This window comes from Microbacterium sp. B19(2022) (assembly GCF_012030385.1).
Lineage (GTDB): Bacteria > Actinomycetota > Actinomycetes > Actinomycetales > Microbacteriaceae > Microbacterium > Microbacterium oxydans_B.
This window is the reverse complement of sequence record NZ_JAAUVO010000009.1, coordinates 23,493-38,157: the sequence shown is the minus strand read 5'-3', so window position 1 is coordinate 38,157 and position 14,665 is coordinate 23,493. Positions and strand designations below refer to the sequence as shown.

General features: G+C 69.0%; 12 protein-coding genes. 7 read left to right on the top strand and 5 right to left on the bottom strand.

Annotated elements, in window-relative coordinates; translation table 11 throughout:
• Window positions 1-7 precede the first annotated feature (7 nt).
• Window positions 8-1,015, bottom strand: coding sequence for a LacI family DNA-binding transcriptional regulator (locus HCX50_RS09805; RefSeq protein WP_337749436.1), 1,008 nt, complete (start codon window positions 1,013-1,015; stop codon window positions 8-10).
• A 143-nt stretch (window positions 1,016-1,158) separates the two neighbouring features.
• Here HCX50_RS09805 and HCX50_RS09800 point away from each other — a divergent pair, with 143 nt between their 5' ends.
• The 6 genes from HCX50_RS09800 to HCX50_RS09775 all read left to right on the top strand — a co-directional run bounded on the left by HCX50_RS09800 (window position 1,159) and on the right by HCX50_RS09775 (window position 8,605).
• Window positions 1,159-1,557: an L-rhamnose mutarotase gene (locus tag HCX50_RS09800; protein ID WP_167634083.1), complete on the top strand. Its 399-nt coding sequence runs from the start codon at window positions 1,159-1,161 to the stop codon at window positions 1,555-1,557.
• The gene (gene rhaI / locus HCX50_RS09795; RefSeq protein WP_167634081.1) at window positions 1,554-2,720 is read left to right on the top strand and encodes an L-rhamnose isomerase; all 1,167 of its coding nucleotides are present in this window, start codon (window positions 1,554-1,556) and stop codon (window positions 2,718-2,720) included. The genes HCX50_RS09800 and rhaI overlap by 4 nt, the downstream gene beginning before the upstream one ends.
• Window positions 2,721-2,764: 44 nt before the next feature.
• Complete coding sequence (locus HCX50_RS09790; protein ID WP_091035674.1) at window positions 2,765-4,174, top strand: hypothetical protein; 1,410 nt, start codon at window positions 2,765-2,767, stop codon at window positions 4,172-4,174.
• A 34-nt stretch (window positions 4,175-4,208) separates the two neighbouring features.
• Entirely contained in the window at window positions 4,209-4,970 is a 762-nt protein-coding gene (locus tag HCX50_RS09785; RefSeq protein WP_167634079.1) for a DeoR/GlpR family DNA-binding transcription regulator, read from the top strand.
• A gap of 94 nt (window positions 4,971-5,064) precedes the next feature.
• Window positions 5,065-7,101, top strand: coding sequence for a bifunctional aldolase/short-chain dehydrogenase (locus HCX50_RS09780; protein ID WP_167634077.1), 2,037 nt, complete (start codon window positions 5,065-5,067; stop codon window positions 7,099-7,101).
• A 106-nt stretch (window positions 7,102-7,207) separates the two neighbouring features.
• Window positions 7,208-8,605 (top strand): rhamnulokinase, encoded by a 1,398-nt coding sequence (locus HCX50_RS09775; RefSeq protein WP_091035682.1) that lies wholly within the window; start codon window positions 7,208-7,210, stop codon window positions 8,603-8,605.
• A 197-nt stretch (window positions 8,606-8,802) separates the two neighbouring features.
• Here the strand turns inward: HCX50_RS09775 and rhaS are convergent, their stop codons facing one another.
• The 4 genes from rhaS to HCX50_RS09755 are packed head-to-tail and all read right to left on the bottom strand — an operon-like array spanning window position 8,803 to window position 13,502.
• Window positions 8,803-9,846, bottom strand: a complete 1,044-nt coding sequence (rhaS, locus tag HCX50_RS09770) for a rhamnose ABC transporter substrate-binding protein (RefSeq protein WP_091035684.1) — start codon at window positions 9,844-9,846, stop codon at window positions 8,803-8,805.
• A 55-nt stretch (window positions 9,847-9,901) separates the two neighbouring features.
• Window positions 9,902-10,951, bottom strand: a complete 1,050-nt coding sequence (locus tag HCX50_RS09765; protein ID WP_167381639.1) for an ABC transporter permease — start codon at window positions 10,949-10,951, stop codon at window positions 9,902-9,904.
• Entirely contained in the window at window positions 10,948-11,976 is a 1,029-nt protein-coding gene (locus tag HCX50_RS09760) for an ABC transporter permease (RefSeq protein ID WP_091035687.1), read from the bottom strand. The genes HCX50_RS09765 and HCX50_RS09760 overlap by 4 nt, the downstream gene beginning before the upstream one ends.
• Complete coding sequence (locus HCX50_RS09755; protein ID WP_091035689.1) at window positions 11,973-13,502, bottom strand: sugar ABC transporter ATP-binding protein; 1,530 nt, start codon at window positions 13,500-13,502, stop codon at window positions 11,973-11,975. Before HCX50_RS09755 ends, HCX50_RS09760 begins: the two co-directional genes overlap by 4 nt.
• 149 nt (window positions 13,503-13,651) lie before the next feature.
• Here HCX50_RS09755 and HCX50_RS09750 point away from each other — a divergent pair, with 149 nt between their 5' ends.
• Complete coding sequence (locus HCX50_RS09750; RefSeq protein WP_167634075.1) at window positions 13,652-14,659, top strand: substrate-binding domain-containing protein; 1,008 nt, start codon at window positions 13,652-13,654, stop codon at window positions 14,657-14,659.
• Window positions 14,660-14,665 lie beyond the last annotated feature (6 nt).

The window sequence follows — 14,665 nt, the reverse complement described above, 5'->3', positions numbered from 1 at the left end:
CCGAAGGTCAGCCGTCAGTCGACTGCCGCACGATCAACTCGGGGCGGAACCGCACCCGCCGCTCATACTCGCCGTCGGGATCACTGATCGACCGCAGCAGCAGCTCGACCGCGGTGCGTCCGATGAGCTGGGCGGGCTGGCGCACCGACGTCAACGGCACGACGGCGGCGGTCGCGAAGTCGATGTCGTCGTAGCCGACCAGCGCGATGTCCTCCGGCACCCGGATCGTGCGCAAGAGGGTCAGCGCCTGCAGCATCCCCACCGCGAGCAGGTCATTCGCCGCGAAGACCGCATCCGGACGTTCTCCCACGGCACGCGCGGCGATCTCCTCGCCGGCAGCGCGTCCGTGCAGCACCGTGAGTGCCGGCATCCGGATCACCTCGAGCGTCGCATCGGAGACCTCGGCGACCGCTCGGCGAGCGCCTTCGAGGCGCTGGGCGACCTGGGTGATCCCCTCCGGGCCACCCACGAAGGCGAGACGACGCCGTCCGATCTGCAGGAGATGCCGGGCGGCGAGGAATCCGCCCTCGACGTCGTCGACCGACACCGAGCAGAACGCCGACCCCGGCACCTCACGGTCGACCAAGACCACCGGGATGCCCGATGCCTGCACGCGCAGCAGCTTGTCGCTGTCTTCGGATGCGGGGGTGATCAGCACACCGTTCACCCGCTGCTCGCGGAAGAGGTCGAGGTAGCTGTCCTCCCGCGAGGGGTTCTCGTCGCTGTTGCCGAGCAGCACGGCGAGGGCGTCGTCGTCGGCGCGCGCTTCGGCGCCACGGGCGACGTCGGCGAAGAACGGGTTGCCCGCGTCCGGCACGATCAGCCCGATGCTGCGGCTGCGACCGGCGCGCAGCTGGCGGGCTGCATCGTTGCGCACGAAACCGAGCTCGGCGATCACCGCCTGCACCCGCTCGACCGTCGTCGCCGCGACTTTGTCCGGTTGGTTCAGGACGTTCGACACCGTTCCGACGGACACACCTGCCGCCGCTGCGACGTCGCGCACACTCACTGCCACTGCTGCTCCTCGTCGCTTCGGATGCTGTCCGCAGTGTACGGCAATCGATCGTCGAGGCTCCGGCTTGACGGGCAGCCGGAGCCCTGCGTAGCATGAGTATTGAAACGATTCAGATCTTCCCGTCACCACGGCAGAGGAGCCCCATGACGCGCGTCGCCTTCCAGCTGCAGATCCGTGCCGAGCTGCTCGACGAGTACCTCGCTCGGCATTCTCCGGTGTGGCCGGAGATGCTGGCCGAGATCGCCGCCGCCGGGCGCCGCAACTACACACTGTTCCTCGGCGGTCACGGCACCCTCATCGGCTACTACGAGACCGATGACGATGCCGCCGCCCAGGCGTACCTCGCCGCCTCTCCGGTCGCCGCGCGCTGGGAGGCCGAGATGAGCCGGTTCTTCCAGGGCCTCGACGGTCGGCCCGACCAGGCCGCCACCGCACTCACCGAGGTGTTCCACCTCGAAGACCAGCTCGCCACCGCCGGCGGGCACGCAGCATCCGACGACGACTCCACATCCGGCAACGACTCAGAAAGCAGTGCATCGTGAGCATCCTCTCCCCCGACCACCTCGCAACCCTCGAGAAGCAGGGCATCGAACTGCCCAGCTGGGCGTTCGGCAACTCGGGCACCCGGTTCAAGGTGTTCGGCACCCCCGGTACCCCGCGCGACCCGTTCGAGAAGATCGCCGATGCGGCGCAGGTACAGAAGTACACCGCCCTCGCCCCCTCGGTCGCGCTGCACATCCCGTGGGACCTCGTCGACTCGTACGACGATCTGCGTAAGCACGCCGAAGACCTGGGCGTCACGCTCGGCACCATCAACTCCAACACCTTCCAGGACGACGACTACAAGTTCGGCGCCCTCACCCACGAAGACGCAGGCGTCCGCCAGAAGGCCATCGACCACCACCTCGCCTGCATCGACGTAATGGACGCCACCGGCAGCCGCGACCTCAAGATCTGGCTGGCCGAGGGCTCGAACTACCCGGGCCAGGCTGACCTCCGCGGCCGGCAGGACCGCCTGCAGGAGTCGCTGCAGAAGATCTACGCACGCCTCGGCGACGACCAGCGCCTGGTGCTCGAGTACAAGTTCTTCGAGCCGGCTTTCTACCACACCGATGTTCCCGACTGGGGCACGTCCTACGCGCAGGTCAGCGCCCTCGGCGATAAGGCCATGGTCTGCCTCGACACCGGTCACCACGCGCCCGGGACGAACATCGAGTTCATCGTGATGCAGCTGCTGCGCCTCGGCAAGCTCGGCTCGTTCGACTTCAACTCGCGCTTCTACGCCGACGACGACCTGATCGTCGGCGCGGCCGATCCGTTCCAGCTGTTCCGCATCCTGTTCGAGGTCATCCGCGGTGGCGGCCTCAACAACCCCGATGTGGCATTCATGCTCGACCAGTGCCACAACGTCGAGGACAAGATCCCCGGCCAGATCCGCTCCGTGCTCAATGTGCAGGAGATGACCGCCCGCGCGCTGCTCGTCGACCACGATGCGCTCACCGCCGCGCAGAAGTCGGGCGACGTGCTCGCCGCGAACGCCGTCTTCATGGATGCGTTCTACACCGACGTGCGCCCGGCCCTGGCCGAGTGGCGCGAGTCGCGCGGTCTGGCCGCCGACCCGATGGCCGCCTACGCTGCGTCCGGCTACCAGCAGAAGATCGCCGCCGACCGCGTCGGCGGCGTGCAGGCCGGCTGGGGCGCCTGACCACACCCGTCGACAGCGGGGAATGCACGGCGTATCTTCGGAGCATGCCGGCCCTTCGCAGGTCACGCGCCCGTCGGTCGCTCCCCTTCCTGGGAGCGACCGCGGCGCTCGGCGTGATCATCGCGTCGGGCGCCTCGACTGCCACTGCCGCACCGGGGTCGCCGGGAGTCATGGGAGCGCCGACCGTAGTGCTGTATGAGGGCTTCGAGGGCCCCGTGCCTCCGGCGACACCGGAGTTCGTGCAGACGATCGCGGACTATGACGACGGCATCGCCCCGCCGGTGCCGGGATACGTCGGCCGCAACGGGGAGCTGTACCGGGCCGACCCGGCCTGGAACGGCCAATTCTGCAACGGGCTCATCGTCGCCGGTGATGACGTCTCGACCCTTCCCACGGCCTCCCAGGCGGCGGACTGCCAGCAGAGCGGGTGGAACCAGTCGCGCGGTCTCGCCGAGACGCTGGGTGCGTGGGCATCCGATCCGGAGTACCCGTATCCCGCAGTGCCCCGCCCCGAACCCGGAGCGAACCACGCGGTGAGTTCCTACACGCAGGGCGACTCGCCGGCCGGAGTGATGGCCGCGACCGTGGTGCCGGTGACCGTCGGGCACTACTACACGGCGACCATCGATGTGGCCCAGGCGAACTGCTGGACCACGAACCCCGTCAACCTGGCACTGAGCCTGGACGACGGCGCGTCCGCTCCGGTCGACGCCTTTCCCGGCCCGATCGCCGCGTGCGATCTGCCCGTCCATCAGATCAACGGGAACAACGTGGGGACCTTCAGCGGACTCACCTCGCTGCTGGCGCGGTCGACGAGCATGGAGGTGGCGCTGCTCAACACCCTGGGTGGAGGCGGTGGCGATGACAACGCCTTCGACAACCTCGCCCTCATCGACACGACTCCGCAGCTCGATGCGGTGATCGCGGCGCCCCCGAGCGGCGACGCCTACGCCGCCGACCAGCCGGCCCGCCTGCTGCTCACCGTCACCAATACGCATCTCGCAGGATCGCCCATCGTGCCCAGCGGGGCGAAACCGGAATGGAGCTTCGACCTCGCCCTGCCCGCTGGTCTCGTTCCCGCGGACGACCCCGCCATCGAGACGGATTGCCCGAACGGCGCGCTCGATGTGACGTCGGCGAGCATCGTCGGTCGCGGCAGCCTCGGACCGACGGACGTCTCGTGCTCGCTCGCGCTGGACCTCGTGTCGTCCGGGGGCGAGTACGTCCTCGATCCGGTCGCATACGAACTCACCGGGCTGCTCGCGCCCGCAGCGACATCGGTGGGCTTCGCCGCCGCACCGGCCACGCCCGATCCTTCGCCGACGGGCGGCCCCGTCCTGGCGGACAGCGGGTCCGAGCCCCTTCCGGCGCTCCTGTCCGGCATGCTCGCGGTGGCGCTCGGAGCTGCACTGATCCACCTGTCCGTCGCGGCTCGTCGACGTCGCACCCGATAGCGTCGGCCTCGCGCGCACCGGATAGATTCCTCCCATGGCTCTTTCCGGCAATCTCGAGGCGCAGCGCCGCCGAGACGAACTCGTCGAACTCGCGAACAGCCCTCAGGGCGTCATGATCGAGGCCGCTGCCGAGCTCTTCTCCGTGTCGTCGATGACGATCCGGCGCGACCTCCTCGAGCTGGAGGCCGAGGGGCGCGTGCGGCGCGTGCGCGGCGGGGCGACCGCGGCTCCGCGAGCTCGCCCGTTCGATGCGCGGCGGGCCATCCGCGCGAGCGCGAAGCGGGCGATCGCCGAGAAGGCGCTCCGGCTCGTTCCCGCTCAGGGCAGCATCGCGCTCGACGCCTCCTCGACGGTCAACATGCTCGCCTCGATCGTCGGCCCGAGAGCCGGACTCACGGCGTACACGAACTCGTTCGAGTCGTTCCAGCTCCTGCAACCACTCGACGGCGTGACGGCGGTGATCTCCGGCGGGACCGCCGAGCCGACCACGGGCAGCCTCGTCGGACCGATCGCGCGCCGGAGCATGCGATCGGTGTACTTCGACATCTTCTTCTCGTCGGCAGATGCACTCGACAGCACCGACGGCACCTCGGAGGTGTCGGTCGACGAGGCGGAGTTGAAGCAGGCGATGGCCGCGAACGCCGGCACCACGGTGGTGTGCATCGACTCCAGCAAGCTCGAGCGCCGTTCCGTCGCCCGCGCACTGGAACGCGAGGAGATCTCGGTGCTCATCACGGAACTCGACCCGGGAGACGAGCGCCTCAACGCCTTCCGGCAGACCGCCGACATCCTCTGACCACTTCGCACTGACGTGGTTTCGTGTTATCTTTCACAAGAAGTAACAGCATGAGTGCACATGGTCGTGTGCATCGCCCCTGTCTTGGAGAGTCATGACGAACCCCACTGCCGCCGCCCTGATCGCTCGGTCGAACCGCCTCGGCGCCGACCCCAAGAACACGAACTACGCCGGCGGGAACACCTCCGCCAAGGGCACCGAGATCGACCCCGTGACGGGGCAGCCCGTCGAGCTCATGTGGGTGAAGGGCTCGGGTGGCGACCTCGGCACCCTGAAGGAGAGCGGCCTCGCTGTGCTGCGCCTCGACCGCATGCGCGCTCTGGTCGACGTGTACCCCGGCATCGACCGGGAAGACGAGATGGTCGCCGCGTTCGACTACTGCCTGCACGGCAAGGGCGGCGCCGCCCCCTCGATCGACACCGCGATGCACGGGCTCGTCGACGCCGCGCACGTCGACCACCTGCACCCCGACTCCGGCATCGCGATCGCGACGGCCGCCGACGGAGAGGCGCTGACCGCGACCATCTTCGGCGACAAGGTCGTCTGGGTTCCGTGGCGTCGCCCCGGCTTCCAGCTCGGACTCGACATCGCCGCGATCAAGAAGCAGAACCCGCAGGCGATCGGCACCATCCTCGGCGGCCACGGCATCACGGCCTGGGGCGACACCTCGGAAGAGGCCGAGGCCAACTCGCTGTGGATCATCGACACCGCGGCCGCATACATCGCCGAGCACGGCAAGGCTCAGCCGTTCGGCGGCGTCCGCTCCGGTTTCGAGGCTCTGGCCGCGACCGAGCGCCGCGAGCGCGCAGCGGCCCTCGCCGGCACTGTCCGCGGCATCGCATCGACCGACAAGCCGATGGTCGGACACTTCACCGACGCCGACGTGGTCCTCGACTTCCTGGCATCCGAGAAGGCGCCCGAACTCGCCGCTCTCGGCACCAGCTGCCCCGATCACTTCCTGCGCACCAAGGTCAAGCCGCTGATCCTCGACCTGCCGGCCACGGCCTCCGCCGAGGAGCAGATCGCCCGTCTGCACGAGCTGCACGAGCAGTACCGCGCCGACTACCAGGCCTACTACGACGCGCACGCCACCGCCGAGTCGCCCGCGATCCGCGGAGCCGATCCGCTCATCGTTCTGATCCCCGGCGTGGGCATGTTCTCGTACGGCGCCAACAAGCAGACCGCCCGGGTCGCCGGCGAGTTCTACGTCAACGCGATCAACGTGATGCGCGGCGCCGAGGCGCTGTCGACCTACGCGCCGATCTCGGATGCCGAGAAGTTCCGCATCGAGTACTGGGCACTGGAAGAGGCCAAGCTGCAGCGCCTGCCGAAGCCGAAGACACACCAGGGCCGCATCGCGTTCGTCACCGGCGCCGCCTCCGGCATCGGCAAGGCCATCGCCACCCGTCTCGCCGCCGAGGGCGCCTGCGTCGTGATCGCCGACCTCGACCTCGAGAAGGCCCAGGCCGCCGCCGCGGAACTCGGGAACACGGATGTCGCGATCGGCGTCGCCGCGAACGTCGCGGATGCCGATGCCGTGCAGGCCGCGCTGAACGAGGCGGTGCTCGCATTCGGCGGCGTCGACCTCGTCGTGAACAACGCCGGGCTCTCGCTCTCGAAGCCGCTGCTGGAGACCACCGAGAAGGACTGGGATCTGCAGCACGACGTCATGGCCAAGGGCTCGTTCCTCGTGTCGAAGGCCGCCGCGCGCGTGCTCATCGATCAGAAGCTCGGCGGCGACATCATCTACATCTCGTCGAAGAACTCGGTCTTCGCCGGTCCGAACAACATCGCCTACTCCGCGACCAAGGCCGACCAGGCCCACCAGGTGCGCCTGCTCGCGGTCGAGCTCGGCGAGTTCGGCATCCGCGTGAACGGCATCAACCCCGACGGCGTCGTGCGCGGCTCCGGCATCTTCGCCTCGGGCTGGGGCGCGAACCGCGCAGCGACCTACGGTGTCGCGGAAGAGGACCTCGGCCAGTACTACGCCAACCGCACGATCCTCAAGCGCGAGGTCGTCCCCGAGAACGTGGCGGACGCGGTCTACGTGCTCACGGGCCCCGAGCTCAGCCGCACCACGGGCTTGCACATCCCCGTCGACTCCGGCGTCGCCGCGGCGTTCCTGCGATGACTCCCGTCCGTCGAGTGCACGGCTTCGCGCCGAGTGCACGCGTTGTTCACGTCGACCGGCCGTGCACTCGGGCGGATGCCGTGCACTCGACGAACGGAGAACCCCGATGAGCGTCCGCGCGGTCGCGGCGGTCGACCTCGGCGCGACCAGCGGGCGCGTGATGATCGGGCGGATCGGCGACGGGAAACTCGACCTCGAGCTCGTGTCGCGGTTCCCGAACGGACCGGTCGAGCGCGCAGACGGACTGCACTGGAACTTCGGCGCCCTGTACGAGCACGTCGTGGCGGGACTCGCCGAGGCCGTGCGCCGTGAGCCGCGCATCGAGAGCATCGGCATCGACTCGTGGGCCGTCGACTACGGTCTGCTGAAAGACGGCGAGCTGCTCGCAGAGCCGTTCCACTACCGCGATGGGCGCTCTGCGCGTGGCGTCGACGAAGTGCACGCGATCGCGCCGTTCGCCGAGCTGTATCAGCGCAACGGCCTGCAATTCCTGCCCTTCAACACGCTGTACCAGTACCGCGTCGACGAACGCCTCGCCGACGCCGATACTGCGCTCCTGATCCCCGACCTCATCGCCTTCCTGCTCACCGGTGTCGCGGTGGCCGAGCGCACGAACGCCTCGACCACCGGTCTGCTGGGCGTCGAATCCGGCGACTGGGACGACGAGCTGGCCGGTCGCCTCGGCATCCCGTCGCGCATCCTGCCGCCGCTCGTCGATCCCGGCACGACCATCGGCCGCCTTCGGCCCGAGCTCGTGGCGACCATCGGCATCGACCTGCCCGTGATCGCGGTCGGCTCGCACGACACCGCATCGGCCGTCGTCGCCGCTCCCCTGTCGACACCGCACTCCGCGTACATCTCCTGCGGAACGTGGGGCCTGGTCGGCGTGGAGCTCACGGAGCCGGTGCTGACGGATGCCGCTCGCACCGCGAACTTCACCCACGAACTCGGCGTGGACGGTCGCTATCGGTTCCTGCACAACGTCACGGGGCTCTGGCTCCTCAGCGAGACCGTGCGCGCCTGGGAGGCCGAAGACGGTTCACGCATCGATCTGCCGGAGCTGCTCGCCGCGGCATCCGAGGTCGCCGACGAGGTGCCGGTGTTCGATGCGAACGACTCGTCGTTGAGTGCGCCCGGCGACATGCCAGGGCGGATCGCGGCAGTCCTCGGCGACCATGCCCCGAGCTCACGACCGGCGTTCACCCGTTCGATCGTGGAGTCGATCGCCGCGGCCTTCGCGGACGCCGTGCAGACGGCCGCGGACCTCTCGGGCCGCGAACTCGACAGCATCCATCTCGTGGGCGGCGGATCGCTCAACCGACTCCTGTGCCAGGCCACGGCCGACCGCACGGGGTTGCCGGTGCTCGCGGGTCCGGTCGAGGCGACGGCTCTCGGCAACGTGCTCGTCCAGGCCCGGGCCCTCGGCGCCGCACCCGCGTCGCTCGAGGAGCTGCGCGCCGTGGTCGCCGCGACGCACGCTCCGACGCGCTTCGACCCGCGCTGACCCACGCCGACCCGCGCCCCCGCTCCGCGGGGTCCACGCCTCGGGCGGAGTTCTCGCCGTCGGGCGGACGATCGCGGGGCAGACCTCCGCCCATCGCCGAGAAGTCCGCCCGACGCCGAAGCGTACGCGAAGAGACCCCGGGGCGTACGCGAAGAGGGCGCCGGAGCCGAAGCCCCGACGCCCTCTCGCGAGGCGACTCAGAAGTCGAAGTCGCCGATGTTGTCCGCGTTGAACACGAACGGGTCTCCCAGCAGGACCACGCCGTCGGCGCCGACCTCGTACTCGCCGAGGTCACCGGCCTCGAAGGTGTCGCCCTCCTTGCCGGTGATGTCGCCCTCGACCAGTGCCTTGGCCGCGAAGGCCGATAGGTAGCCGAGGTCGGCCGGGTTCCACAGCGCGAACGAGGTGACGGTGCCATCCTCCACGTACTCGCGCATCTGGTTCGGCGTGCCGAGCCCGGTCAGCGCGACCTTGCCCTTGTAGTCCGACGTGGAGAGGTAGCGCGCCGCTGCCGCGATACCGACCGTGGTCGGCGAGACGATGCCCTTCAGCTCGGGGTGGCTCTGCAGCAGGGCCGCCGTCTTGTCGAACGACGTCTGGTCTTCGTCGTCGCCGTAGACGGTCTCGACGATCGTGATGTCGGGGTAGTCGCTCGCGACGTACTCCTTCATCAGCTCGATCCAGGCGTTCTGGTTCGTGGCGTTGGCCGATGCCGACAGCACGGCGATCTCGCCCGCTCCGCCGATCTGCTCGGCGATCTGATCGATCTGCACCTTGGCGATTCCCTCGGAGTCGGCCTGGTTGATGAACAGGTCGCGGCACTCGGGGTTGGTGTCGGAGTCGAAGGTGACGACCTTCACTCCGGCGTCCCGTGCCTCGTTGAGCGCGTCACAGATGGCCTTCGGGTCGTTCGCCGAGACGACGAGCGCGCCGACCGCCTGCTGCGTGGCGGTGTTGATGTAGCTCACCTGGGCGTCGGGCGTGGCCTCGGCCGGGCCGACCTCGGCAAACGTGCCGCCGAACTCCTCGACGGCCTTCTTGCCACCCTCGCTGGAGGTGTCGAAGTACGGGTTTCCGAGGTTCTTGGGCAGGAACGTGATCGACAGGTTGTCGGATCCGCCGCCCTCGCCGGAGCCTGCGTCGCCCGACCCGCTGCCGGTGTCGGCGCAGCCGGTCAGCACGAGCGCTGCGGCGACGGCCACGGCGGCGAACGCCGAGACCCTCTTGCGTGCAAACGTCATTGTTCTTCCTTTCGTGATGATCGCCGTGGGCGGATGCCGACGACGAGAGGCTGCCTCATGGTGCGGGAGAGGCTGCGACGCGGAGCGGTGGCCCGGCCTTGGCACGGACGCGCTGCGCCCAGGCGAGGACGCTGGCTGCGACGACCGAGAAGATCAGCAGGCCACCGGTGATGATGTTGATGACGTCGGAGGTGACGCCGGCGAGGCGAAGACCGCTGCCGAGCACCCCGATCAGGAGCACCGCGGCGACGACGCCGTGCAGGTGCCCCCGCCCGCCGAACACCGACACCCCACCGAGGACCACGGCCGCGATGACCTGGAGCTCGAGCCCGGTGGCGTTGTCGCCGCGGGCGCTGCCGAAGCGCAGCGTGTAGAAGATGCCGGCGAACGCCGCGACCACCCCCGAGAGCATGAAGAGGATGAACTTCGTCCGCTCGACGTGCACACCCGAGAATCGGGCCGCGTCCTTCGAGAGTCCGATCGCGTAGATGCCGCGGCCGAACGGGGTGAAGTGCAGCATCACGGCGAAGATCGCGAGCAGGATCAGGAACGGGATCACGATGTACGGGATGGTGGTGCCGGCGATCTTCGCCTTCGCCAGTGCCGTCCACATCTCCGGGAAGTCGGTCACGGCTGTGGTCCCGAGCAGGCCGACGGCGAGTCCGCGGAACAGCGCCAGCGTGCCGATCGTGACGGCGAGCGATGGCAGCCCGACGACCGTGACGAGAAAGCCGTTGAACGCTCCGCCGATGACACCGACCGCGAGAGCGGCCAGGGCGGCGACCTCGAACGGTGCGCCCGACTCGGTGAGCACACCCGTGACGACGCTGGCGAGGCCCACCATCGAACCGACCGAGAGGTCGATCTCGCCGGTGATCATGACGAGGGTCATCGGCAGGGCGATCAGCAGGATCGGGGCGACGTCGAGCAGCAGGTAGTTGACGGTGATGGGCTGCGCGAACCCGCGGATCGACACGACGGACACGAGCACGACCAGCACGAGCAGGCCGATCGTCGCGAACTCGCGGTTGATGAGGATGCGTCGCCACAGGGGCCGGTCGTAGTCCCGGATCACCCGGACCCCGGAGGTGGTGGTCGTGGTCATGATTCGTCCCTTGCCTCGATGAGCTGCCGTTTCTGTCGTACGGCGAGCAGCCGGTCGAGCACGATTGCTCCGATGATGAGCACGCCCACCACGGCGCGCTGCCAGAAGTCGGGGATGCCGAGGATGGGCAGCGCCCGGTTGATGGTCATCAGCAGCATCGCGCCGATCGCCGCACCCCACACGGAGCCGACGCCGCCGGTGATCGCGATGCCGCCGATGACGGCCGCACCCACGGCATCCAGCTCCCAGCCCGAGCCGACCTGCGAGCTCACCGATCCGTACCGCGTCACATAGAACACACCCGCGAGTCCGGCCAGAGCTCCCGAGAGCACGAACGCGCTGAGCACCCGGCGGGTGGTCTTGAGGCCGTAGAGCTCGGCGGCTCCCGGGTCGGATCCGATCGCGTAGTACTCGCGGCCGCCGCGGGTGTTGCGCATGTACCAGGCGGCGAGCGCCAGCACGATGATCGCGACGATGGAGAGCACCGGGATCGTGAGGATCTGCTGGGTTCCCAGGCGCAGGAAGTCCTTCGGGAGATCGGAGGGGTGCACCTGGTCACTGCCGGTCCAGAGCACGTTGATGCCGCGGTAGGCATACAGCGTGCCCAGCGTGATCACCATCGCCGGCACCTTGGCGAAAGCCACCAGCGCGCCGTTCACCAGCCCCAGGAGAGCGCCGAAGATCACGGCGGCGATGACGACGATCGGGATCGGGATGCCGGGCACGTCGATGAAGAGCCGTCCGGTCAGGAAGGCGGTGAGCCCCATGACCGAGCCGACCGAGAGATCGACGTTGCGGGTGATGATGACGATCGCCTGTCCGACGGCCACGAGCACGAGGATCGACGGCGTCAGCAGCAGGTCGCGCCACCCGTCGGCGCTGAACAGGAAGTTCGGGTTCTTCACGGTGGCCGCGACGACCACCAGGACGAGGGCGGCGAAGATGCCGAGTTCGCGCGCGCGTCCGATGCCGCCGGGCTTCTTCGCGAACGCGGGTGCCGGTGCGGCCAGTGCCGTGGTGCTCATGCGTGCTGCTCCGATGCGTGCGTGGCGGCGAACATGACGTTTTCGCTGGTGGCGTCCTCACGGTCGAGCTCGGCGGTGATCCGGCCCTCGCGCATGACGAGCACGCGGTCGGCCATGCCGAGCACCTCGGGGAGTTCGGACGAGATCATCAGGATCCCCATCCCCTCGCCCGCCAGCTGCGAGAGCAGCCGGTGCACCTCGGACTTGGTGCCGACGTCGATACCTCGGGTCGGCTCGTCGATGATGAGCACTCGCGGGTCGGTAGCCAGCCACTTGGCCAGCACGACCTTCTGCTGGTTGCCGCCGGAGAGGGTGGCCGCCACGGTGTCGAGCGCGTGCGTCTTGACCTCGAGGCGAGACGCCCAGATCTTCGCCGCACGGTTCTCCATGCCGGTGGTGATCAGGCCCCACTTGGCGAGATTGCGACGGATGGCGAGGGTGATGTTACCGCCGACGCTCGCATCGATCACGAGGCCCTGCTTGCGCCGGTCCTCCGGCACGAGGGCGAGGCCGTGGCGCATGGCGGCGGTGGGGTTGCGGCGCGGCACACCGGCGCCGAGCATCCGCACTTCGCCCTCGCGGTAGCCGTCTACACCGAACACGGCGCGGGCGACCTCGCTGCGGCCGGCGCCGACGAGTCCGGCGAGCGCGACGATCTCGCCCGCGCGCACCGTGAAGGAGATGTCGTGGAAGACACCGGGGCTGGTGAGCCCGCGCACCTCGAGGAGCGGTTCGCCGATCTCGGCCGCCTGCTTCGGGAAGAGTTCGGTGACGTCGCGTCCGACCATCTGCCGCACGAGGTCGTCGACCGTGGTCTCGGCGATGGGCGTCGTGTCGATGTAGGCACCATCGCGCATGACGGTGACCGTGTCGCACAGGTCGAACACCTCGTCGAAGCGGTGCGAGATGAACAGGATCGCGCGGCCCTCGTCGCGCAGGCTCCGCGCGACCGCGAACAGCCGATCGACCTCGACGCCGCTGAGCGCCGCGGTCGGCTCGTCCATGATCAGCACACTGGCGTCGAGCGAGATGGCCTTCGCGATCTCGATGATCTGCTGGTCGGCGATCGAGAGGCCCTCGGTGATGCGGTCGGGATCGAGCGCGACACCGAGGCGACGGAAGATCTGGTCGACCTCGGTGCGCATGGCCTTGCGGTCGATTCGACCGAGAGCACCCGTCGGCTGGCGACCCATGAAGATGTTCTCGGTGACCGAGAGGTCGGGGAAGAGCGTCGGCTCCTGGTAGATCACCGCGATGCCCGCGGCCTTCGACTGGGCGGTGCTCGTGAAGTCGACGTCTTCGCCGTGCAGACGGAAGTCGCCCGAGTCACGGCGGTAGAGCCCGGCCATGATCTTCACGAGCGTCGACTTGCCGGCGCCGTTCTCGCCGATGAGGGCGTGGATGGACCGCGACTGCAGCGTGAGGCTTCCGGAGCGCAGCGCGATGACGGGCCCGAAGGACTTCACGACACGGTGCAGCTCGAGCGCGGTGGGGGGAGCACTGCGGGCGGGTGCTTCGTCGACCACGGGCTTTCCTCTCCGTTGAGGGGGATGATTGTGCGGAATGAATCTACCTGAATCGATTCAGGCGGGTTTCAGGCTAGTGTATGTGATGCGAGCCTCAGGTCAAGCCCCGATGCTCGAACCGTGATCCGCCCGACGACGAGAGGAGAGCCGTGCCGGTCAGCATCCGTGATGTCGCCCTCCGCGCCGGGGTGTCCGTCGGCACCGTCTCGAACGTTCTCAACCGTCCGGAAGAGGTCTCCAGCGATTCGGTGGCTCGCGTGAGCCGGGCCATCGAGGAACTCGGGTACGTGCGCAACGACGCCGCCCGCAAACTGCGCGCCGGCGTCAGCACGACGGTCGGCTTCGTGGTCCTCGACGGGCAGAACCCGTTCTACAGCGACGTGGTGCGCGGCGCCGAAGATGAGGCGTCCAGTCACGGGATCGCGATCCTCTACGGCAACACCGACGACGACCCCTCCCGCGAGAAGGTCTACCTCGACCTCTTCCGCGAGCAGCAGGTGCGTGGCCTCCTGATCGCCCCGTACGGCGATGTCATGACGCAGCTCCGCCGGTTCCGCGCCAGCGGCATCGCGACCGTGCTCGTCGACAGGTTCAGCGCCGACAGTGGATTCTCCTCGGTCTCCGTCGACAGCGTCGCGGGCGGACGTCTCGCGGTCGAGCACCTCATCGAGGTGGGACGGCGCCGCATCGCCTTCGTCGGCGGCCCGTTCGACATGCGTCAGGTCACCGACCGACTCGCCGGGGCGCGCGCCGCCGCCGAGAACGCCTCCGTGCACGTCGACCTCGAAGTCGTCCCCACCTCGGCCATGACGGTGGAGGAGGGAGCCGCCGCCGGCGCGAAGCTGCTCACCCGCCCGCGCCGCGAATGGCCGGATGCGCTGTTCGCCGCGAACGACCTGCTGGCGCTCGGTCTGCTGCAGTCGCTCGTCGCCGGCGGACGAGTGCTCGTCCCGGACGAGATCGCGCTGATCGGTTTCGACGACATCCCGTTCGCCGCGGCCGCCGCGGTGCCGCTCTCATCGATCCGACAGCCCAGTCGGATGATCGGCCGCACGGCCCTGCGCATCGTGCTCGAAGAGGCCTCCGACCCGGAGAGCATCCCCCGCCAGACCGTGTTCCCACCGGAGCTCATCGTGCGGCGCTCGACCACCGGCTGAGCCGGA